Below are 21471 nucleotides of genomic sequence, written 5' to 3' on the forward strand. Positions count from 1 at the left end.
TTATTACCTATGCCGTGCTCTTAAATTATCAATCACTTCCCCGAGATCCAGCCCCTGGTCCTGCAGCAGCACCAGCAGGTGATACATCAGGTCCGACGCCTCATTCTTCAGCTCGAAGCGGTCGTTCACGGTGGCGGCCAGCGCGGTCTCCACGCCTTCTTCCCCCACTTTCTGCGCAATACGCTTGGTGCCGCTGGCATACAGCTTCGCCGTGTAGGAGCTCTCCGGGTCGGCGTGTTTACGCTCGGCCAGCAGCTGCTCCAGCTGATAGAGGAACAGCCACTGGTGGCCGGTTTCGCCGAAGCAGCTGGTGGTGCCTTTGTGGCAGGTCGGCCCGATCGGGTTTACCAGCACCAGCAGCGTATCGTTGTCACAGTCCGGCGTGATGCTCACTACATTGAGGACATGGCCCGAGGTTTCACCCTTGGTCCACAGCCGCTGCTTGGTGCGCGAGTAAAAGGTGACCTTGCCGGTGGCTTCGGTTTTCTCCAGCGCCTCCTTGTTCATGTAGCCGTGCATCAGCACTTCGCCGGATACGGCGTGCTGCACGATGGCCGGCATCATGCCGTCCGTTTTTTCCCAGTCCAGCTGTTCAGTCAACATACCCTTATCTCCACGCCCTGTGCCGCCAGGTACGCTTTCAGTTCGCCAATATTAATAATCTGTTTGTGGAATACCGAGGCCGCCAGCGCGCCGTCAACGTCGGCGTCGCGGAAGGCTTCGAGGAAGTGTTCCATAGTGCCCGCGCCGCCGGAGGCGATCAGCGGGACGTGGCACACCGCGCGAACCTTCGCCAGCTGCTGCAGGTCGTAACCGTTGCGCACCCCGTCCTGGTTCATCATATTGAGAACGATCTCGCCTGCGCCGCGCTTCTGCACTTCCTCCACCCAGTCGAGGGTTTCCCACTGCGTCACCCGGGTGCGGCTCTCATCGCCGGTATACTGGTTGACGTGATACTTGCCGGTCTCTGCGTCAAACCAGGTATCAATCCCCACCACGATACACTGCACGCCAAAGCGGTCGGCAAGGCGGGTGATCAGCGTCGGGTCGGCGAGAGCAGGGGAGTTAATCGAGATCTTATCGGCGCCGAAGGAGAGGATCTGCGCCGCGTCTTCCAGCGACTTGATCCCGCCCGCCACGCAGAAAGGAATATCAATCACTTCCGCTACCCGCGACACCCAGCTCTTGTCGACCACCCGACCGTCGCTGGAGGCGGTGATATCATAGAACACCAGTTCGTCGGCCCCTTCGTCGGCATAGCGCTTGGCCAGCGGGACGATGTCGCCAATGATCTCGTGATTACGGAACTGCACGCCTTTCACTACCTGGCCGTCGCGGACGTCGAGGCAGGGGATTATCCGTTTTGCCAGCATTGAATGGCCTCCGTTACGTTGAATTTACCTTCCAGCAGCGCGCGACCGACAATCACGCCGCGCACCCCGGTGCCGCGCAGGGCGGCAATATCATTGAGATCGCCGATGCCGCCGGATGACTGAAACGCCACCTGCGGATAGCGGGCGCAGACTTCCTCGTACAGCGAGACGTTAGAACCCGCCAGGGTGCCGTCGCGGGAGATATCGGTGCACAGCACATGCTGCAGGCCGACCGGCAGATAGCTCTCCACCAGCTCCTCCAGCGTCACGCCGGAGTTCTCCTGCCAGCCGCTGACCGCCACCTGCTTATTGCCGTCGGCGTCGATACGCACGTCGAGGGCCAGCACCAGCCGTTCTGGGCCAAAGCGTTTGAACCAGCCTTTCACTTCCTCCGGGGATTTCACCGCGGTGGAGCCGACCACCACGCGGTCGACGCCGGCCTCAAGCAGGGCCGCGACATCCGCTTCGGTCCGCACACCGCCGCCAACCTGTACCGGGACGTCAACCCCGGCGACCAGCGATTTCAGCAGCGGGATCTGGCGCTTCGCCGGATCCTTCGCCCCGGTCAGATCGACCAGGTGCAGGACTTCCGCTCCCTGAGCGGCATAGGCCTGCAGGCGCGGCAGCGGATCGCTGCCATAGTCGCGCTGCTGGCCGTAATCGCCCTGATGGAGACGAACGACGGTGCCGTCGATTAAATCTAAAGCAGGAATAATCATCACATCTCCAGGAAGTTTTTCAGCAGCTGCGCCCCGGCGCTCCCGGAGCGCTCCGGGTGAAACTGCACGCCAAAGAAGTTATCTTTCTGCACCGCGGCGGTGAACGCCTCGCCGTAATTGCACTGGGCGATGGTGTACGGGTTGACCGGCATGGCGTAGCTGTGCACGAAGTAGAAATACGCGCCTTCTTCAATGCCGCGGAACAGCCGATCGCCAGCTTTGGCATACACCCGGTTCCAGCCCATGTGCGGCAGCGGCAGACCGTGGTCGGTCATCTTCGGCACCTCTTCTTCGATAATGCCCAGCAGATCGACGCCGTTGTTCTCCTCGCTGCGCTTGCCGAGCAGCTGCATGCCCAGGCAAATCCCCAGCACCGGCTGGGTACAGGCTTTGATCAGGTCGATCAGATCCCGGTCGCGCAGCTGATCCATCGCCGCCTGGGCGGTGCCGACGCCGGGAAGAAAAAGTTTATCGGCACGCAATACCACTTCCGGATCGCGGCTGACCACCGGCTCATAGCCGTGGCGGCCAATCGCCGATTTCACCGAATTGAGGTTGGCGCAGCCGGTATCAAGGATCACCACATTCATTACAGCACCCCTTTGGAAGACGGCAGGGCATCGCCCTGGACGCGGATCGCCTGGCGCAGCGTACGGCCAAAGGCTTTGAACAGGCTCTCCACGCGGTGGTGATCGTTCTTGCCCTTGGTTTTCAGGTGCAGGGTCACCGCCATGGTGAAGGAGAGCGAGCGGAAGAAGTGTTCCACCATCTCGGTGCTCAGATCGCCGACGCGCTGATAGGTGAAGTCCGCCTTATACTCCAGGTGCGGACGGCCGGAGATATCCAGCGCGCAGCGGGCAAGACACTCGTCCATCGGCAGCACGAAGCCGAAGCGGTTGATGCCGCGCTTGTCGCCAAGGGCCAGCTTCAGGGCTTCGCCGAGGGCCAGTCCGGTATCTTCCACCGTGTGGTGGTCGTCGATGTACAGATCGCCGCCGACGTTAACCTCCATGCGGAAGCCGCCGTGGGTGGCGATTTGGTCGAGCATATGGTCAAAAAAGCCGACGCCGGTGTGGATCTTGCTGCCGCCTTCGCGGTCCAGCCACACTTTCACATCCACCTGGGTCTCTTTGGTGATGCGCTCGACGTGGGCATAGCGGTCGCGGCGGGTCAGTTGCTCGCAGATGGTCGGCCAGTCGAGCGTCTCGCGGTCATAGCGCAGACCGGTAATTCCCATGTTATCCGCCAGCTCAAGGTCGGTGGCCCGGTCGCCAATCACATAGCTGTGGGATTTATCCAGCACGCCCTCTTCCAGCCACGGCAGCACCAGCTGCGTTTTTGGCTTGCGGCAGGCGCAGTTGTCGCCCGGGAAGTGCGGACAAATCAGCACCTCTTCAAAGTTAACGCCCTGCGAGGCGAAGATCTGCATCATCAGGTTGTGCGGGCCATCAAATGCTTCCTGCGGCAGACTGTCGGTTCCCAGGCCATCCTGATTGGTGATCATCACCAGCTTATAGCCTTCCTGCTGCAGCTTAAGCAGCGCCGGGATCACCTGCGGCTCAAACGCCAGCTTGTCGAACCGGTCCACCTGGAAATCCTCCGGCGGTTCGGAAATCAGGGTGCCGTCACGGTCAATAAAGAGATACTTCTGGGTCATACATTCTCCGCAGTCAAGGCGTCAATCACGCGCTGGCTCTCGGCACGGGTACCGATAGTGATACGCAAACAGCCGCTTAGTGAAGGTTGTTTATTCTGGTCACGTAAGATAATGCCCTGATCCCACAAAGATTTAAACACTGCGCTGGAGGCGGTTATCCGCGCCAGCACATAGTTGGTCTCGGAATCGAAGACCTGCTCCACGCAGGCGATGCCGCGCAGCTGTTCCACCAGGTAGCGGCGCTCGTCAAGGATCTGCGCCACGCGCTGGCGCATCGCGGCGATCCCCTCCGGGCTCAGGGCCTGGGCGGCGATATCGGCCACCGGCGTGGAGAGCGGGTACGGGGCGATCACTTTCAGCAGCACGTTGATCACCTCGGCGTTGGCGAGTGTGAAGCCGCAGCGCAGGCCGGCGAGGGCGAAGGCTTTGGACAGCGTGCGCAGCACCACCAGGTGCGGATAGTCGCTGAGCCAGCCGGCCAGCGTCGCCTGCGGGCAGAATTCAATATAGGCTTCGTCGGCCACCACGATGGCTTTGCCGCGGGTCATCTCCAGCAGGTCGCGCATCGACTGCGGGTCGATAATCTGCCCGGTCGGGTTGTTCGGGCTGCAGACGAAGACCACCTTCACGCCGTCCAGCCGCGCTTCGATGCCCGGCAGGTCGAGCTGCCAGTCGGCCAGCGTCGGCACGGTGCGGCACTCGACGCCGATGGTTTCGGCGCTGACGCTGTACATGCCGTAGGTCGGCGGGCAGTAGAGCACCGCGTCTTCGCCGGGCTCACAGAAGGCGCGGATCAGCAGCTCGATGCCTTCGTCGGCGCCGCGGCTGACCAGCACCTGCTCCGGTTTGACCTCGGCGTAGCGGGCATAGCTCTCAATCACGGCCTTCGGCTGCGGCTCCGGATAGCGGTTTAGCGTCTGTTCGGTAAGCTGGAAGGCCACGGCAGTAGGGAATTCGTTGGCGTTGAGCCAGACGTCGCCTTTGCCGCCCAGCCGGCGAGCGGATTGATACGGGGTCAGCGCGCGGACGTTGGCGCGGGCTAAATCTTCAATGCTCATGCTTGCTCCTTCAGGGCGGCAACGCGCAGCGTTACGGCGTTTTTGTGGGCGTCAAGGCGCTCGGCGGCGGCCAGGATCTCAATCGTTGAGGCGAGGGCGGCAAAGCCGTCGCGCGACAGCTCCTGCACGGTCATCCGCTTCTGGAAGTCGGCCAGACCGAGGCTTGAGCAGGTGGCGGTGTAACCATAGGTCGGCAGGACGTGGTTGGTGCCCGAGGCGTAGTCGCCCGCGGATTCCGGTGACCAGTCGCCAAGGAAAACGGAACCGGCGCTGGTGATGTTGTCCACCAGCTCGCGGGCCTGACGGGTCTGAATGATCAGGTGCTCCGGGCCGTACAGGTTGGAAATAGCCACGCACTGCGCCAGATCGCGGGCCACGATGATCCGGCTGGCGGAGAGCGCCACACGGGCGGTTTCCGCGCGCGGCAGGGCGGCCAGCTGGCGTTCCACGGCTTCGGCGACGCGGCTGCCCATGTCGGCGTCCGGGGTCAGGAGGATCACCTGCGAGTCCGGGCCGTGTTCCGCCTGCGACAGCAGGTCAGAGGCGACAAAGTCCGGGTTGGCGCCGCTGTCGGCGATCACCAGCACTTCCGACGGGCCGGCCGGCATGTCGATGGCTGCGCCGTCCAGACGCTGGCTGACCTGGCGTTTGGCTTCCGTGACGTAAGCGTTGCCCGGGCCAAAGATTTTATCTACCTTCGGCACCGACTCGGTACCGAGGGCGAGGGCGGCGATGGCCTGGGCGCCGCCGACGTTAAAGATGGTTTTTACGCCGCACAGCTGCGCGGCATAGAGGATCTCATCGGCAATCGGCGGCGGCGAGCAGAGCACCACCTGCTGACAGCCGGCGATGCGCGCCGGCGTCGCCAGCATTAGCACCGTGGAGAACAGCGGCGCTGAGCCGCCGGGAATGTACAGTCCGACGGAGGCGATAGGGCGGGTGACCTGCTGGCAGCGCACCCCCGGCAGCGTTTCGACATCCACCGCCTGCAGCTGTTGCGCGTTGTGGAAGGTCTCAATGTTTTTCACCGCTACCGCCATCGCCTGCTTCAGCTCATCGCTGAGGCGCTCGCCGGCGGCGGCGATCTCCGCCTCGCTCACCTGCAGTGCGGCGACGGTGGTTTTATCAAACTTCGCGCTGTATTCGCGCAGCGCCGCGTCGCCGTTGGCTTTGACGTTATTCAGGATCTCCGTCACCGTTTTACTGATGCTGTCGGAGGCGGAAATTGCCGGGCGCGTTAAGAGTTGCTGTTGTTGGTCTGCGCTACAGCCGTTCCAGTCGATGATTGTGTTGAAGCTCATGATTGTATTCCCCTGTGTGTCCTGTGACCGGCTGGCCGATTACTCCATCATTTTCTCAATCGGCAGCACCAGAATGGAGCTGGCGCCCAGCGCCTTCAGTTTTTCCATGGTCTCCCAGAACAGGGTTTCGCTGCTGACCATGTGCATCGCCACGCGCTGCTTGTCGCCTGCCAGCGGCAGAATAGTCGGCCGCTCGGCGCCCGGCAGCAGGGCAACCACTTCTTCCAGGCGTTCGGTCGGGGCGTGCATCATGATGTATTTCGACTCGCGGGCCTGAATCACGCCCTGAATACGGGTCAGCAGGCGGTCAATCAGCTGCTGTTTGACGTCGGCCATTTCGCCGTCGCGCTGGATCAGACAGGCTTTGGAGCGGTAGATCACTTCCACTTCGCGCAGGCCGTTAGCTTCCAGGGTGGCGCCGGTGGAGACGAGGTCGCAGATAGCGTCGGCGAGGCCGGCGCGCGGCGCCACTTCCACGGAGCCGTTCAGCAGACAGGATTTAAAGGAGATACCTTTTTGATCGAGGTAGCGCTTCAGCAGGTGCGGGTAAGAGGTGGCGATACGTTTGCCGTCCAGCGCCGCCGGGCCGTTCCAGGCTTCATCCACCGGAGTCGCCAGCGACAGGCGGCAGCCGCCGAAGTCGAGACGGCGCAGGGTGAAGTAGCGCGGGTCTTCGCCCTGGGCGCGGCGGCTGAGCAGCTCTTCTTCCAGCACGTTTTCGCCGATAATGCCGAGGTCGACAACACCGTCCATCACCAGGCCCGGGATATCGTCATCACGCACGCGCAGAATATCGATTGGCATATTTTCCGCCAGCGCAATCAGACGCTGGGTGTGCAAATTGACTTTAATGCCGCAGCGGCTGAGTAATTCGCGTGAATCTTCGCTTAAACGGCCTGATTTCTGAATAGCTATGCGTAAACGGGTGTTGTCTAACATTGTTCTTTTCCTCTGAATACCTGTCTGAATCTGTCCGAATTTGGTCCAAAAAAAAGCCCCCGGAAGTGAATCTTCCGGGGGCTCTCTGCGCGTTCATGCACCACTGGAAGATCCAAACGTCTTCCAGCACACATCGCCTGAAAGACTAGTCAGGATGATGGTGATGATGGTGGTGTTTAAATTGAACGCGGTTCATAAAAATTCTCTGTGAATGACTATGCATTTGATGTCCTTTAACCTAAACCACTTCCGCCGCAGAAAGCAAGGGCTTTTTTCTATCATTAATTCATTTCATATTGAGCGAAGAAATTGTCAGTTGCCGCTGGCTGGCGTAGCCTGTAATCAGCACAGCGAAAGAGTCAGGAGCCTGGGATGAAAAAGGTCGCGATAGTCGGTTTGGGATGGCTGGGGATGCCGCTGGCGCTGTCGTTGACGGCGCGAGGCTGGCAGGTCACCGGCAGTAAAACTACGCAGGATGGCGTGGAGGCGGCGCGGATGTGCGGGATCGACAGCTATCCGCTGCGCCTGGAGCCGCAGCTGGTCTGTGATACCGAGGACCTCGACGCGCTGATGAACGTCGATGCGCTGGTGATCACCCTGCCGGCCCGGCGTACCGGGGCAGGGGAAGGGTTTTATCTACAGGCGGTGCAGGAGATCGTCGATACCGCGCTGGCGTACCATATTCCGCGGATCGTCTTCACCAGCTCCACCTCGGTGTATGGCAACGTCAACGGTACGGTGAAGGAGAATTCCCCGCGTCTGCCGCAAACCGCCAGCGGACAGGTGCTCAAGGAGCTGGAGGACTGGCTGCACAACCTGCCGGGGACGTCGGTAGATATTCTGCGCCTGGCCGGGCTGGTGGGGCCTTCCCGCCATCCGGGACGTTTTTTCGCCGGCAAGTCGGCGCCGGATGGCCAGCACGTGGTCAATCTGGTGCATTTGCAGGATGTGGTGGCCGCTATCGAACTGCTGCTGCAGGCCCCGAAGGGCGGGCACATCTATAATCTATGTGCGCCCCGCCATCCGGCGCGCGGCCTCTTTTATCCGCAGATGGCCCGCGAGCTCGGTCTGCCGCCGCCGGTGTTCAGCGACAGCCCGGACGGCGGCCAGGGCAAGATTGTAGATGGCAATCGTATCTGCAATGAGCTGGGGTTTGAGTACCAGTACCCCGATCCGCTGGTGATGCCGATGGAGTGATCCGCCAGCGGTGATTCGCATACCGTAAGGGGGTAGCGATGAAACCACTGCTGGATGTCCTCGTGATCCTGGATGCCCTGGAAAAAGAGGGGAGCTTTGCCGCCGCGTCGGCAAAGCTCTTTAAAACGCCCTCGGCGCTGAGCTACACCATTCACCGCCTGGAAAGCGATCTCAATATTCAGCTGCTCGACCGCAGCGGCCATCGCGCGCGCTTTACCCCCAGCGGACAGATGCTGCTGGAGAAAGGGCGGGAGGTGCTGCATATCGCCCGCGAACTGGAGATCCGGGCGGTTAAGCTGCAGCAGGGGTGGGAGAATAGCCTTCGTCTGGCGGTGGACAGCACCTTTCCCGTGGCGCTGCTCTCGCCGCCAATCGCTGCATTTTATCAACAACAGCCGCTGACCCGGCTGCACTTCACGCTGAACCCCTCCCTGCTGGACTGGCGGCCGCTGACTGACGGGCAGGCCGATCTGCTGCTGGGGGCGCTCGGCGAACCGCCGCCGCTGAGCGGTTATGACTATCTCCCCCTCGGCGAGCTGGAGCTGCTGCTGGTCGTTGCTCCACAGTATCCGCTGGCGCGACACCGCGCACCGTTGAGCTGGCGAACCCTGCGCCGTTACCGGGCGGTGGCCACCGGCGAGGGCGGGGCGCTACTCAGCGATCAGGAGACCCTGACGGTGTGTGACGCCGCGGGGCAGCTGGCGCTGCTGCGCCTGGGGCTGGGCTGGGGGTGCCTGCCGCGCTATCAGGTGCAGGGTCTGCTGGACAGCGGCGAGCTGGTCTGCATGACCGTGCGCGGGCTTTCGCCTCGTCAACGCGCGTGGATCGCCTGGAATGACGCCACCTGCGGTTTGGCTGGCAAATGGTGGCGGGAAACGCTATTAGCAAATAGTGCTATTTTTACAATTTATCATACGGAAACCGTATAGATATTAGCACGTTAAAAATTATGCTTACGCAATGAACTTCATAACATCTTGTCAACGCCGTTGAATTTGTTGCAAAATATGCGGCCTGAAAACCAGAGACTAGCCGACGCTTTTTTTTAAAGTGTCGGTTATTTTTTTGGTCGAAAGACACATCATTCAATACCAAGAGGCCGGGCTTCGTACCGGATAGATATTTACTAAAAACCGACAGTCGTTGTCGCTGAGGAATAGAAAGAAATGGGGCAATTTTTTGCTTACGCGCTGGCGTTCACCGTAAAAGGGGATAACTATGTCGCATAACGCTACTCCAAATACCTCTCGCGTGGAATTACGTAAAACGCTTACGTTAGTTCCGGTTGTAATGATGGGCCTGGCCTATATGCAGCCGATGACGCTGTTCGATACGTTTGGTATCGTCTCTGGTATGACCGACGGTCACGTGCCGACGGCCTACGCCTTTGCGTTAATCGCTATCCTGTTTACTGCCCTGAGCTATGGCAAGCTGGTACGTCGTTACCCTTCTGCCGGCTCGGCGTATACCTATGCGCAGAAATCCATCAGCCCGACCGTTGGCTTTATGGTGGGTTGGTCCTCGCTGCTCGACTACCTGTTCGCGCCGATGATCAACATTCTGCTGGCGAAAATCTATTTTGAAGCGCTGGTGCCTTCGATTCCGTCGTGGGTGTTTGTTATCGCGCTGGTCGCCTTTATGACCGCCTTTAACCTGCGCAGCATTAAATCCGTGGCCAACTTCAACACCGTGATCGTGGTGCTGCAGGTGGTGCTGATTGCCGTTATCCTCGGCATGGTGATTTATGGCGTGTTTGAAGGCGAGGGCGCCGGTACGCTGGCCAGCAGCCGTCCGTTCTGGTCCGGTGACGCGCACGTGATCCCGATGATTACCGGGGCGACGATCCTGTGCTTCTCGTTTACCGGTTTCGACGGCATCAGCAACCTGTCTGAAGAGACCAAAGATGCAGAGCGCGTCATTCCGCGCGCGATCTTCCTGACCGCGCTGATCGGCGGCCTGATCTTCATCTTTGCCACCTACTTCCTGCAGCTGTACTTCCCGGATATCTCGCGCTTTAAAGATCCGGATGCGTCACAGCCGGAAATTATGCTCTACGTGGCAGGTAAAGCCTTCCAGGTTGGCGCGCTGATCTTCTCCACCATCACCGTACTGGCGTCCGGTATGGCGGCGCACGCTGGCGTGGCGCGTCTGATGTACGTTATGGGCCGCGACGGCGTGTTCCCGAAAAGCTTCTTCGGCTACGTGCACCCGACCTGGCGCACTCCGGCGATGAACATCATCCTGGTCGGCGCGATTGCGCTGCTGGCGATTAACTTCGACCTGGTGATGGCGACGGCGCTGATTAACTTTGGTGCGCTGGTGGCGTTTACCTTCGTTAACCTGTCGGTGATTTCCCAGTTCTGGATCCGTGAGAAACGCAACAAGACGCTGAAAGACCACTTCCAGTATCTGTTCCTGCCGATGTGCGGCGCCCTGACCGTTGGCGCGCTGTGGGTCAACCTGGAAGAGAGCTCGATGATTCTGGGCCTGATCTGGGCCGGTATCGGTCTGGTCTACCTGGCCTGCGTGACCAAAAGCTTCCGCAACCCGGTGCCGCAGTACGAAGATGTGGCCTAAGGAATAGCGTGATGTAAATAAGAAAAGCCGGAGGGAAACCTCTGGCTTTTTTTTCGTCTGCGCCGGTTCGACATCGAGGCCTGATTTTTTTGCAGGGCGGCGCTTGCCGGGCCTGGGGGACATAAGCTGACGGGAGGCCGCCGTAGGCCAGGTCAGGCGCAGCCGCCACCCGGCAGAAGAGCTTATCCTGCCTGCACCATAACTTTCAGCAGCGTATCCAGCAGGCCGGGAAAACGGGCGTCCAGATCTTCCCGGCGCAGCGAAATCATGTTCTCCCGTCCCTGAGGCCGTTGCCAGATCACACCGCTGTCGCGCAGGACGCGCCAGTGGTGGGTCATGGTGGACTTGGCCACCTCCTCCTGGCGCAGGGCGTTGCAGCTCAGCTCGCTGCCGTCGGCCAGCGTACGAATGATCTCCAGTCGCAGCGGGTTTCCGAGCGCGGAAAGGACATTTTCCAGGCGAATTTGTTCTCGTTCGGGGTGATTGGCGATCATAATAATCCTGTGTCGGCGGTGGCGCGGCGCATGGTAGCCGCAGCCCATATCGGCGGCTGGCGGCTACTATACCCAAACTCCGGTTCTGATACCACGCGCGCCGCCGCAACCTGCCCAATCGTAATGATAGCAAAAATAGTTCGAATATACTCGTACAGTTGTACTATGATAGACGCAGTTAAATGAACTGCGGATCATTCCGACCGCAGACTGACCGTCAAAACGACTAAGGACGCATCATGCCCCGACCCATCCCTCTCGAACGTTATCGCAACATCGGTATCTCCGCGCATATCGATGCCGGTAAAACCACCACCACCGAGCGCATCCTGTTTTATACCGGGATGAGCCATAAGCTGGGTGAAGTACACGATGGCGCGGCAACCACCGACTGGATGGCCCAGGAGCAAGAGCGCGGGATCACCATTACCTCGGCGGCGGTAAGCTGCTTCTGGCCGGGGATGGACCGCAGCTTCGAGCCGCACCGGATCAATATCATCGACACCCCTGGGCACGTGGATTTCACCATTGAGGTGGAGCGTTCCATGCGCGTGCTCGACGGCGCGGTGATGGTGTATGACTCCGTCGGCGGGGTGCAGCCCCAGTCGGAGACCGTCTGGCGCCAGGCGAATAAATACCACGTTCCGCGGCTGGCCTTCGTCAACAAGATGGACCGCCCGGGGGCGGACTTCTTCCGCGTGGTGCAGATGATGATCGACCGCCTGAAGGCTAACCCGGTGCCGATTGTCATCCCCATTGGCGCTGAAGAGCATTTCACCGGCGTCGTCGACCTGGTGAAAATGCGCGCCATCCTGTGGGATGACGCCACCCAGGGCATGACCTTTAGCTATGGGCCAGTCCCTGACGATCTGCTGGCGACGGCGCAGCAGTGGCGGGAGAAAATGGTCTCGGCGGCGGCGGAAGCCAGCGATGAGCTGATGGATAAATACCTGGAAACCGGTGAGCTGGACGAGGCGGAGATCGTCGCCGGTCTGCGCCAGCGCACGGTGAAGGGCGAAATCCAGGCGGTGCTCTGCGGGAGCGCCTTTAAAAACAAAGGCGTGCAGCGCATGCTCGACGCGGTGGTGGAGCTGATGCCGTCGCCGCTGGATATTCCGGCGATACAGGGCATTGATGAGAAAGGTCAGCCGGCGGAACGCCATCCGAGCGACGATGAGCCGCTGTCGGCGCTGGCGTTCAAACTGATGACCGACCCCTACGTCGGCCAGCTGACCTTTATCCGCGTCTACTCCGGGACGCTGAAGAAAGGCGATGCGGTGTGGAACCCGGTGAAGGGTAAGAAAGAGCGCATCGGGCGTATCGTGCTGATGCAGGCCAACGACCGCCATGAAGTTGACGAACTGCACGCCGGAGATATCGCGGCCTGCGTTGGGCTGAAGGATGTGACCACCGGTGATACGCTGTGTGATCCGGATGCGATCATTACCCTCGAACGGATGGAGTTTCCGGAGCCGGTGATTTCGCTGGCCATCGAGCCGAAGACCAAAGCGGACCAGGAGAAAATGGGCATCGCGCTGCAGCGGCTGGCGGCGGAAGATCCGTCGTTCCGTCTGCATACCGATGAAGAGTCCGGCCAGACGATTATCTCCGGCATGGGCGAGCTGCATCTGGAGATCATTGTCGACCGGATGAAGCGCGAGTTTGGCGTCGAGGCCAACATTGGTCGTCCGCAGGTCACCTACCGTGAAACCCTGCGCAAGAAAGTGATGGACGTGGAAGGCAAATTTGTGCGCCAGTCCGGCGGCAAAGGGCAGTACGGGCACGTTGTGCTGACCCTGGAGCCGCTGGAGCCGGGCAGCGGTTTCGTCTTCGAGGACGCCACCAAAGGCGGCGTGGTGCCGCGCGAGTACATCCCTTCCGTGGAGAAAGGGCTGCGCGAAGCGATGGGCACCGGCGTGCTGGCGGGTTATCCGGTGGTTGACGTGAAAGCGACCCTGACCTTTGGGTCGTACCACGACGTGGACTCCTCGGAGATGGCGTTCCGCATGGCGGCGATCTTTGGTTTCCGGGAAGGCGCGCGCAAAGCGGATCCGGTGATCCTTGAGCCGGTGATGCACGTCGAGGTGGAGACGCCGGAAGAGTACGCCGGGAATATTATGGGCGATCTCTCTTCCCGTCGCGGGATGGTGCAGGGGATGGAAGAGCGCTTCGGCAGCCAGATCATCCGCGCCGACGTGCCGCTGGCGGAGATGTTTGGTTATTCCACCACGCTGCGCTCGATGTCGCAGGGACGGGCAACCTACAGTATGGAGTTCCACCATTACGCGGAAGCGCCGCGTAATGTGGCGGATGAAATCATCGCCAGCCGCGCGAAAAGCTAAGCAACGTTCCCGGGTGCGACGCGAGGCGTCTTACCCGGGCTACTCTGGTACCAGCGCCCAGGCCCGGTAAGGCGAAGCCGCCACCGGGCAAAAAGGTAAGCACGAACTGGGGACGCAATGCCCGGCGGCGCTGCTGGACTGCACCCCAAAAGTTGGACACCCAACTGAGTAAGGTGCAATTTTATGGCTAAACCAAAGTATTCCCCTGAAACAAAACTGGCTGTGGTTAATCATTATTTGTCCGGTAAAGACGGAGAACAGAGTACAGCCGACCTTTTTGGTATTGAAAGAACATCTGTCCGTCGCTGGGTCAGGGCATGGCAGTTCCACGGTGCAGAAGGCCTGACTGCAAAAAATAATCATTATTCCGATGAATTTAAACTCGTGGTCGTCCGGGCGGTTATCAGTGACCGCCTGACGATGCGTGAAGCGGCTGCCCGGTTTAATCTCTCCGCAGAAATACTTGTCCGGCGCTGGCTCGACGTGTACAACGATGCCGGAGCGGAAGGTCTTTTAAACATGCAATGCGGACGGCCCGGACAAATGACAAAGCCAAAAAATATCCCACCACTGACAGATAAAGAGCTGGAAAAACTCTCCCCCGAAGAACTCAGGGCCGAACTGCGTTATCTGCGGGCAGAGAATGCCTATCTAAAAAAGTTGAAAGCCTTGGTTCAGAGCGAAAAAAATGGCAAAAAGCCCTGATAATCAGTGAACTAAGGCATGAACACGCTCTGCGGGACCTTCTGCGGGCGGCCGGTATGTCCCGTAGCACGTGGTATTACAATATGAATGCACTGAAGCAAGGGGACAGGTATGCGGGTCTTAAAGAGAACATCAGGAAGATATACCACTATCACAAAGGTCGTTATGGCTACCGCAGGATCACGCTCGCACTGAGAAAACAGGGGCTGCGGATAAACCATAAAACAGTGCAGCGGCTGATGGCAGAACTGTCACTCCGGTCTGTGATAAGGGCGAAAAAATATCGTGCCTGGAAAGGGAGAACGGGCGAGGCCGCGCCCAATATCCTGAGCCGGAACTTCGGTGCGTCAAAAGCCAACGAAAAATGGGTAACAGATGTGACAGAGTTCCCGGTACAGGGAAAAAAGCTTTACCTGTCGTCAGTTCTCGATCTGTTTAACCGGGAGGTTATCGCCTACAGCCTGTCGGAAAGGCCGGTGATGGAGATGGTGAATACGATGCTGGACGGTGCGTTCCCGAAGCTCAGACCGGGAGATGCTCCGCTGCTGCACTCGGATCAGGGCTGGCATTACAGGATGAGGAGCTATCAGGAACGTTTAAAGGCGCATGGGATGACGCAGAGTATGTCGCGTAAAGGAAACTGCCTGGATAATGCAGTGATGGAAAACTTCTTCGGGACCCTGAAATCGGAGTGTTTTTATCTGAGGGAGTTCAGGAGTGTCAGTGCGCTAAGAAAAGCCGTAGAGGACTATATCCATTACTACAACAACGAGCGGATAAGCCTGAAATTAAAAGGCCTGAGTCCGGTAGAGTACCGAACCCAGGCTCTGAGAGCCGCTTAATATGAACCATCCAACTTTATGGGGTCAGTCCATGCGCTTGCGCGGGCCTACGGTCAGGCGTCCTCCCCGGTCATCGTTTGTAGTCCGGGTAAGGAGTTAGCCGCAACCCGGGAATTTCAGCCAATCAGACAATATCCTGTGCGTACTGCCACAGCGCCTTCAGCTGCGCCAGCTTCTCTTTATCATCCGCATACTGCTGATACAGCATCTGCAGCTCATCGGCATAGGCCTGCAAAAAAGCCGGCGTAAACACCTGACGACGGTGCTCTAACCAGCGCTGCTGCTCATGTTCATCGAGCGTGCCGGGGAAGTTGCGCGCCCGGTAGTTAAACAGCAGGCGTTCGATACGCTGGTCGGCGAAGGTGATATCCAGCGCCGGCAGATTGCGCGGTTCGGTTTCCAGCACGATTTTCATCGCCGAGCGGTCGGCATCGCTAAAGAACCCATTGTACAGCTGGGCGTCGACGTTTTCGGACGGCACGAAGGGTTCGGCTTCGGCATAGACCGCCACTACCTTCTCGCGCACCTGCGGATTCGCCCGCAGCAGCTGGGCGTTCTCCAGACAGCGCTGAATAGAGATCCCCAGCCGGTCAGCATCCTGCGGGCGCAGGGTATTGGCCTGGGCCAGTACCGGACATTTATTAAGATGCACCAGCTTAATCGGCGCCGCCGGCAGATCGCCAAGCTCGGCGCGCGGGGTGTAAAGCCGCTCGCGCAGGGCATCGGCATCCAGTTCCAGCAGCGGCGCCATATCGCCCGCCAGATCGACCATAATCACCGCATTGCGGTTTTCCGGATGCCAGGCCAGGGGCGCCACCAGGCTGGTGTTGCCGCGCGCGGCGCCAAACATGCCGGAGACATGCACCAGGGGCTTCATCTGCGGCACGTCGATAAGCGTCGCCAGCTTGCGCTTATTGCGGTGGCTGTAGAGATAATCAAACAGCCGCGGCTGCCGGGTTTTCACCAGCTTCGCCATGGCGATGGTGGCGTATACGTCGGCCATCGCGTCATGGGCGTTCTGGTGTTCAATACCGTTGGCGACGGTCAGATGTTCAAGCCGGAAGCTCGGCAACCCTTCGTCATTCTCCGGCCAGGCGATCCCTTCCGGGCGCAGGGCATAGCAGGCGCGCATCACGTCGAGCAGATCCCAGCGCGAGTTATCGTGCTGCCAGCTCCAGGCATAAGGGTCATAGAAGTTGCGATAGAAGATATTCCGCGTCACTTCGTCATCAAAGCGCACGTTGTTATAGCCGACGATACAGGTTTGCGGCACCGTGAACAGAGCGTGGATGCGGCGGGCAAATGTGGCCTCATTATCCCCTTTGGCCAGCGCTTCCTGCGGCGTGATCCCGGTGATCATCACCGCCTGCGGCTGCGGCAGGTAATCGTCAGCGGGTTTGCAGTAAAACACTTCGGGCTCGCCGAGCACATTCAGCTCCGCGTCGGTGCGGATGGCGGCGAACTGCGCCGGCCGGTCGAGGGAAGGGCTGGTGCCGAAGGTTTCATAATCGTGGAATAAAAATCCGGGCTGGTTGACGCTATCTTGCATAGTCTGTTCATTATCCGTGGTGGCGTGCGACCGGTATGGTAAACGATTTGCCCGGTCATCAGAAGGGTCGCGGCAAGCAACTTCCTCTGCTGTGTCATATTTTCTTGCAATTAAACCCTGATATGAAACGCGAAGTTCCGTAAAAAGGACGGCGGATCTGTAAATCTAGAGGATATGCCGTTGAAAGGCCGTTTGTTTATTGCTGTATCTTTGCTCGCTTCGAGCGTTTCCTGCGCATTTGCCGTCGACTTACCTGCTACGGTCGCGCCGCCTTCCATTCAGGCTGGCTCCTGGGTGCTGATGGATTACACCACCGGTCAGGTCCTGACCGCGGGTAACGAACATCAGCAGCGTAATCCTGCCAGTCTGACCAAACTGATGACCGGCTACGTGGTCGATCGCGCCATCGACAGCCATCGTATCACCTTTGACGATATCGTCACCGTGGGTAAAGACGCCTGGGCGAAGGGCAACCCGGTGTTCGACGGGTCATCGCTGATGTTCTTAAAGCCAGGGGATCGCGTCAGCGTTCGCGACCTCAGCCGCGGGCTGATTGTCGACTCCGGTAACGACGCCTGCGTCGCGCTGGCCGACTATGTCGCCGGCGGCCAGCCGCAGTTTGTCGCCCTGATGAATCAGTATGTCGAAAAACTGCACCTGCGGGACACCCATTTCGAAACCGTCCACGGCCTCGACGCTCCGGGCCAGCACAGTTCGGCCTATGACCTCGCGGTGCTCTCGCGGGCGATTATTCATGGCGAACCAGACGTCTACCACATGTACAGCCAGAAAAGCCTGACGTGGAACGGGATCACCCAGCAAAACCGTAACGGTCTGCTGTGGGATAAAACCATGAACGTCGATGGCCTGAAAACCGGCCACACCTCGGGCGCCGGGTTCAACCTGATCGCCTCGGCGGTGGATGGCCAGCGCCGGCTGATCGCCGTGGTGATGGGGGCGGACAGTCCGAAAGGCCGCGAGCAGCAGGCCGCTAAACTGCTGCACTGGGGGCAGCAGAACTTCGACACCGTGCAGGTGCTGCAGAAGGGGCAGAAGGTCGGCACCGAGCGTATCTGGTACGGCGATAAAGAGCAGATTAAGCTCGGCACCGATCAGGATTTCTGGTTAGCCCTGCCGAAGGCGGAAGTGTCGCGCATTAAAGCGAAATATGTGCTGGATAAGAAGGATCTTGAGGCGCCGATCGCCGCCAATCAGCGGGTTGGCGAGATTTCACTGTATGACGGCGACAAGGTGGTGGGGCACTATCCGCTGGTCACCCTCGAAAGCATCAATAAAGGCGGAGTGTTCTCGCGAATGAGCGATTACCTGCATCACGAGCTGTAACCACGCCAACCGCCTCTTTGCAGGCGGTTTTTTTTCGTCTGTCGCTCGTGCTGGCGGGGCGCCTGTTTTTACAGCAGTGTGGTGGCGACTCTGTGAATTCGCGCACATACTGAGGGGGGATCTCCTGTTAAATTAACTGTATATTCATACAGCAATTTATCTCCAAAGGAGGCAAGATGAACTACAGCATCACCACCCTCGGCAAGAAAACCATCGCCGGTTTCCATCTGGTCGGGCCCTGGGATCACACGGTCAAGCAGGGGTTTGAGCAACTGATGATGTGGGTTGAGAACCACCAGGTGCCCGCCCGCGAATGGGTGGCCGTCTACTACGATAACCCGGAGGAAGTGCCGGCGGAAAAACTGCGCTGCGCGACAGCGGTCGCCGTGGATGAGGATTATGTCATTCCCGCCAACAGCGAAGGGGTGATCCTGGCGGCGATTGCCGGCGGGGATTACGCCTGCGCCCGCGCGCGGGTGGTGGATTACGACTTCGCCACCCCGTGGATGCAGTTTTTTGACAGCCTGCAGCAGAGCACGGCGTATCGCATCGCCCCCCAGCCCTGCTTTGAGGTCTATCTTAACGACGGCAACCACGACGGCTACTGGGATATCGACATGTATGTTCCCGTTGAGCGCGTCGCGTCGTAGCGGTTTACCCCTGGTCCGGACAAGGTTTTTTACATTCCCGGCATGCTCCGGGCGAAAAAGCAGTTACAATTGGCCTTTTCGTTTTGCCGGAGAGGGTTGTGCGCGCTGATAAATCACTCAAGCCATTTGAGATCCGCTTGTATCGCCATTATCGGGTGGTGCATGGTGTGCGGATTGCGCTGGCCTTTGTGCTCACCTTTTTGCTGGTGCGGCTGCTGAACGTGCCTGAGGGAACCTGGCCTCTCATCACTCTGGTGGTGGTGATGGGGCCGATCTCCTTCTGGGGTAACGTCGTGCCGCGGGCGTTTCAGCGTATCGGCGGCACGATCCTCGGTTCGGCGCTGGGGCTGGTGGCGCTGAAGCTTGAGCTCATCTCTCTGCCGCTGATGGTCCTCTGGTGCGCGGCGGCGATGTTCCTCTGCGGCTGGCTGGCGCTGGGCAAGAAACCCTATCAGGCGCTGCTGATCGGCATTACTCTGTCGGTGGTGGTCGGGGCGCCGCCCGGCGATATGCATACCGCGCTGTGGCGAAGCGGCGATGTGATCTTCGGCTCGCTGCTGGCGATGCTGTTTACCGGCATCTGGCCGCAGCGGGCGTTCATCCACTGGCGCATCCAGATGGCCAGCTATGTCACCAACTTTAACCGCCTCTACCAGGCCGGCTTCTCGCCAAATCTGGTGGATCGACCGCGGCTGGAAAAGCATCTCCAGCAGGCGCTGAACGACGTGGTTAAAATGCGCGGGCTGATCACCCCCGCCAGCAAAGAGACGCACATCCAGAAGGCGATCTTCGAGGCTATCCAGACCGTCAGCCGCAACCTCGTCTGCATGCTGGAGCTACAGATCAACGCCTGGTGGGCAACGCGTCCGGGTCACTTCGTGATGCTCAATGCGCACACCCTGCGGGAGACGCAGCAGATGACCCAGCAGACGCTGTTGTCCATCGCCCACGCGCTGTACGAAGGGAACCCTCAGCCTGTGCGCGCCAACAATGAAAAGCTGACTGAGATCGTCCTCGAACTGCGCCAGCTGCTGAAAGAGCAGGGTGATGACGGCCTGGCGGAAACCCCGGTCCATGGCTATGTTTGGCTCTCAATCGAACTGGCGCGCCAGCTGGAGCTGCTCTCGCATCTGATCTGCCGCGCGTTGCGCAAATAAACACCAGATGCACCGGGTAACCACATGGGTTGTTTCGATTCAGCAGCGTTTAGGGTTATGATAAACGCAAAGGAAAAAACATTGTCATCAGCGGCTGCTAGCAGTTATGTTAGCCCTATAACGCAGTCGCTTTACGAATCCGAATCTCAATTATTAGGGGTGTAAAAATGGAAACAACTAAGCCTTCTTTCCAGGACGTACTGGAGTTTGTTCGTCTGTACCGTCGTAAGAACAAACTGCAGCGTGAAATTCAGGACGTTGAGAAAAAGATCCGTGATAACCAGAAGCGCGTTCTGCTGCTGGACAACCTCAGCGACTACATCAAACCGGGCATGAGCGTGGAAGCCATCCAGGGCATCATCGCCAGCATGAAGAGCGATTACGAAGATCGCGTTGATGATTACATCATCAAAAATGCCGAGCTGTCCAAAGAGCGCCGCGACATCTCGAAAAAACTGAAAGTGATGGGCGAAGCCAAAGTCGAAGGCTAAACCCTGCCGGTCCGGCGGCGGTCAGCGTCGCCGGGCTGTTCCGCGTTTCCCTCTCTTCCCTGCTTTTTTCTGCGAAAACTTTGTTCCGGCAACTGCCTCTCCTCACCGACACTTTGCTATACTGGCCCGCGAAAAACGTATTGATATCGGAAAGGTTTCTCTCATCCTGGCCGGGCATCTGACGCAGCGGCGTCAGGGCGATATCTCAACACCTCTCACCTCTCCGACGATCGATTCGCCAGAAGACAAACTCAGGTGCTGACCGGGCGCGACAGAACTCTTCCGCTGCTTTCGCCGACAGGAGTCAACCTCACGTGATTAAGTCATTCTTTGCTGCACTCTCGTTTATCAGCCGCCTGCCGGTCCCGGCGCGGTTATCTCAGGGCCTGGAGATCGAACAGTACCAGCGCAGTATCGTCACCTTTCCGCTGGTCGGTTTACTGCTTGGCGCCATCGCCGGCGCGGTGGCGCTCCTCCTGCAGCCGTGGTGCGGCGTCCCGCTGGCGGCGCTGTTCGGCGTGCTGGCGCTGGCGCTGCTCACCGGCGGATTCCATCTTGACGGGCTGGCTGATACCTGCGACGGCATTTTCTCCGCCCGCACCCGCGATCGGATGCTGGAGATCATGCGCGACAGCCGGCTGGGCACCCACGGCGGGCTGGCGCTGATCTTCGTGCTGGTGGCGAAAGTGCTGGTGGTTGGCGAGCTGCTGCTGCGTGATATCCACCCCATCGCAGCCCTGGCGGCGGCCTGCGCCGTCGGTCGCGGGATGGCGGTGCTGCTGATGTATCGTCATCGCTATGCGCGGGAAAAGGGGCTGGGCAATCTGTTTATTGGCAAAATTAGCCTGCAGCAGACGCTGGTGACGATGGCGATGGCGATCGCGCTGGCCACCGCCCTGATGGGGCTGCAGGGGCTGCGCGCCGCGCTGATCACCCTGGTGCTGATCTGGGGTCTGGGATGGGCGCTGAAGCGAACCCTCGGCGGGCAGACCGGGGATACCCTCGGGGCGGCGATTGAGCTGGGCGAATTACTCTTTTTACTGGCGCTGCTGTAAGGCCTGACGCCAACGGTGAGG

Annotated in this window: 22 protein-coding genes and 1 other annotated feature; of the genes, 11 read left to right on the forward strand and 11 right to left on the reverse strand. The window is 59.5% G+C overall.

Annotated features, from left to right (window positions below):
* Positions 1 to 3: 3 nt before the first annotated feature.
* The 9 genes from hisIE to hisL all read right to left on the reverse strand — a co-directional run bounded on the left by hisIE (position 4) and on the right by hisL (position 7243).
* Positions 4 to 603, reverse strand: a complete 600-nt coding sequence (gene hisIE, locus DR88_RS04815; RefSeq protein ID WP_004144136.1) for a bifunctional phosphoribosyl-AMP cyclohydrolase/phosphoribosyl-ATP diphosphatase HisIE — start codon at positions 601 to 603, stop codon at positions 4 to 6.
* A complete protein-coding gene (gene hisF / locus DR88_RS04810) occupies positions 597 to 1373 on the reverse strand; it encodes an imidazole glycerol phosphate synthase subunit HisF (RefSeq protein WP_004180497.1) in 777 nt (258 codons plus the stop codon). Before hisF ends, hisIE begins: the two co-directional genes overlap by 7 nt.
* On the reverse strand, positions 1355 to 2092 hold the full coding sequence (gene hisA, locus DR88_RS04805; protein ID WP_023341928.1) for a 1-(5-phosphoribosyl)-5-[(5-phosphoribosylamino)methylideneamino]imidazole-4-carboxamide isomerase: 738 nt from the start codon (positions 2090 to 2092) through the stop codon (positions 1355 to 1357). Before hisA ends, hisF begins: the two co-directional genes overlap by 19 nt.
* On the reverse strand, positions 2092 to 2682 hold the full coding sequence (hisH, locus tag DR88_RS04800) for an imidazole glycerol phosphate synthase subunit HisH (RefSeq protein WP_008804113.1): 591 nt from the start codon (positions 2680 to 2682) through the stop codon (positions 2092 to 2094). Before hisH ends, hisA begins: the two co-directional genes overlap by 1 nt.
* Positions 2682 to 3749 (reverse strand): bifunctional histidinol-phosphatase/imidazoleglycerol-phosphate dehydratase HisB, encoded by a 1068-nt coding sequence (gene hisB / locus DR88_RS04795; protein ID WP_004149001.1) that lies wholly within the window; start codon positions 3747 to 3749, stop codon positions 2682 to 2684. The genes hisH and hisB overlap by 1 nt, the downstream gene beginning before the upstream one ends.
* The gene (hisC, locus tag DR88_RS04790) at positions 3746 to 4807 is read right to left on the reverse strand and encodes a histidinol-phosphate transaminase (RefSeq protein ID WP_004149000.1); all 1062 of its coding nucleotides are present in this window, start codon (positions 4805 to 4807) and stop codon (positions 3746 to 3748) included. Before hisC ends, hisB begins: the two co-directional genes overlap by 4 nt.
* The gene (gene hisD / locus DR88_RS04785; protein WP_004148999.1) at positions 4804 to 6108 is read right to left on the reverse strand and encodes a histidinol dehydrogenase; all 1305 of its coding nucleotides are present in this window, start codon (positions 6106 to 6108) and stop codon (positions 4804 to 4806) included. Before hisD ends, hisC begins: the two co-directional genes overlap by 4 nt.
* A 39-nt stretch (positions 6109 to 6147) precedes the next feature.
* The gene (gene hisG, locus DR88_RS04780; protein WP_004148998.1) at positions 6148 to 7047 is read right to left on the reverse strand and encodes an ATP phosphoribosyltransferase; all 900 of its coding nucleotides are present in this window, start codon (positions 7045 to 7047) and stop codon (positions 6148 to 6150) included.
* Positions 7048 to 7094: 47 nt separating this feature from the next.
* Positions 7095 to 7217 (reverse strand) — a sequence feature (His leader region).
* Positions 7193 to 7243 (reverse strand): his operon leader peptide, encoded by a 51-nt coding sequence (gene hisL / locus DR88_RS30000; RefSeq protein ID WP_004899375.1) that lies wholly within the window; start codon positions 7241 to 7243, stop codon positions 7193 to 7195. (Overlaps the previous feature by 25 nt.)
* A gap of 176 nt (positions 7244 to 7419) precedes the next feature.
* Between hisL and DR88_RS04775 the strand changes: the two genes are divergently transcribed.
* The 4 genes from DR88_RS04775 (at position 7420) to plaP (ending at position 10821) form a co-directional block, all read left to right on the forward strand.
* Positions 7420 to 8244 (forward strand): SDR family oxidoreductase, encoded by an 825-nt coding sequence (locus DR88_RS04775; protein ID WP_004152513.1) that lies wholly within the window; start codon positions 7420 to 7422, stop codon positions 8242 to 8244.
* A gap of 38 nt (positions 8245 to 8282) precedes the next feature.
* Positions 8283 to 9173, forward strand: a complete 891-nt coding sequence (locus tag DR88_RS04770; RefSeq protein ID WP_032443984.1) for a LysR family transcriptional regulator — start codon at positions 8283 to 8285, stop codon at positions 9171 to 9173.
* 237 nt (positions 9174 to 9410) lie between these two features.
* Positions 9411 to 9473, forward strand: coding sequence for a membrane protein YoeI (gene yoeI / locus DR88_RS31785; RefSeq protein ID WP_096335043.1), 63 nt, complete (start codon positions 9411 to 9413; stop codon positions 9471 to 9473).
* Positions 9463 to 10821: a putrescine/proton symporter PlaP gene (gene plaP, locus DR88_RS04765; protein ID WP_004148994.1), complete on the forward strand. Its 1359-nt coding sequence runs from the start codon at positions 9463 to 9465 to the stop codon at positions 10819 to 10821. Before yoeI ends, plaP begins: the two co-directional genes overlap by 11 nt.
* A gap of 182 nt (positions 10822 to 11003) precedes the next feature.
* Here plaP and DR88_RS04760 read toward each other — a convergent pair whose 3' ends face one another.
* The gene (locus tag DR88_RS04760; protein ID WP_002912109.1) at positions 11004 to 11315 is read right to left on the reverse strand and encodes an ArsR/SmtB family transcription factor; all 312 of its coding nucleotides are present in this window, start codon (positions 11313 to 11315) and stop codon (positions 11004 to 11006) included.
* Between the two features lie 239 nt (positions 11316 to 11554).
* On the opposite strand from DR88_RS04760, the gene fusA reads away from it, so the two are divergent.
* Together fusA and DR88_RS30010 are read left to right on the forward strand one after the other, a co-directional pair.
* Positions 11555 to 13657, forward strand: coding sequence for an elongation factor G (fusA, locus tag DR88_RS04755; protein ID WP_032443985.1), 2103 nt, complete (start codon positions 11555 to 11557; stop codon positions 13655 to 13657).
* A gap of 183 nt (positions 13658 to 13840) precedes the next feature.
* A protein-coding gene (locus DR88_RS30010; RefSeq protein WP_085955203.1) for an IS3-like element ISKpn1 family transposase occupies positions 13841 to 15204 on the forward strand; the annotation gives its coding sequence in 2 pieces (ribosomal slippage) (positions 13841 to 14309 and positions 14309 to 15204; 1365 coding nt in all).
* Positions 15205 to 15328: 124 nt separating this feature from the next.
* Here DR88_RS30010 and sbcB read toward each other — a convergent pair.
* Positions 15329 to 16753, reverse strand: coding sequence for an exodeoxyribonuclease I (gene sbcB, locus DR88_RS04740; RefSeq protein WP_004148991.1), 1425 nt, complete (start codon positions 16751 to 16753; stop codon positions 15329 to 15331).
* Between the two features lie 180 nt (positions 16754 to 16933).
* Between sbcB and dacD the strand changes: the two genes are divergently transcribed.
* The 5 genes from dacD to cobS all read left to right on the forward strand — a co-directional run bounded on the left by dacD (position 16934) and on the right by cobS (position 21450).
* Positions 16934 to 18097, forward strand: a complete 1164-nt coding sequence (gene dacD, locus DR88_RS04735; RefSeq protein WP_004153104.1) for a serine-type D-Ala-D-Ala carboxypeptidase DacD — start codon at positions 16934 to 16936, stop codon at positions 18095 to 18097.
* A gap of 176 nt (positions 18098 to 18273) precedes the next feature.
* On the forward strand, positions 18274 to 18747 hold the full coding sequence (gene sbmC, locus DR88_RS04730) for a DNA gyrase inhibitor SbmC (RefSeq protein WP_004144123.1): 474 nt from the start codon (positions 18274 to 18276) through the stop codon (positions 18745 to 18747).
* A 98-nt stretch (positions 18748 to 18845) separates the two neighbouring features.
* Positions 18846 to 19904 carry an FUSC family protein gene (locus DR88_RS04725; protein ID WP_002911885.1) on the forward strand — a complete coding sequence of 353 codons (1059 nt, stop codon included), beginning with the start codon at positions 18846 to 18848 and terminating at the stop codon, positions 19902 to 19904.
* Between the two features lie 167 nt (positions 19905 to 20071).
* Entirely contained in the window at positions 20072 to 20395 is a 324-nt protein-coding gene (locus tag DR88_RS04720) for a DUF496 family protein (protein ID WP_002911883.1), read from the forward strand.
* A 314-nt stretch (positions 20396 to 20709) separates the two neighbouring features.
* Positions 20710 to 21450: an adenosylcobinamide-GDP ribazoletransferase gene (cobS, locus tag DR88_RS04715; protein ID WP_004144121.1), complete on the forward strand. Its 741-nt coding sequence runs from the start codon at positions 20710 to 20712 to the stop codon at positions 21448 to 21450.
* Positions 21451 to 21471 lie beyond the last annotated feature (21 nt).

Origin of the sequence: Klebsiella pneumoniae, assembly GCF_000742135.1 — a bacterium.
Taxonomy (GTDB): Bacteria; Pseudomonadota; Gammaproteobacteria; order Enterobacterales; family Enterobacteriaceae; genus Klebsiella; species Klebsiella pneumoniae.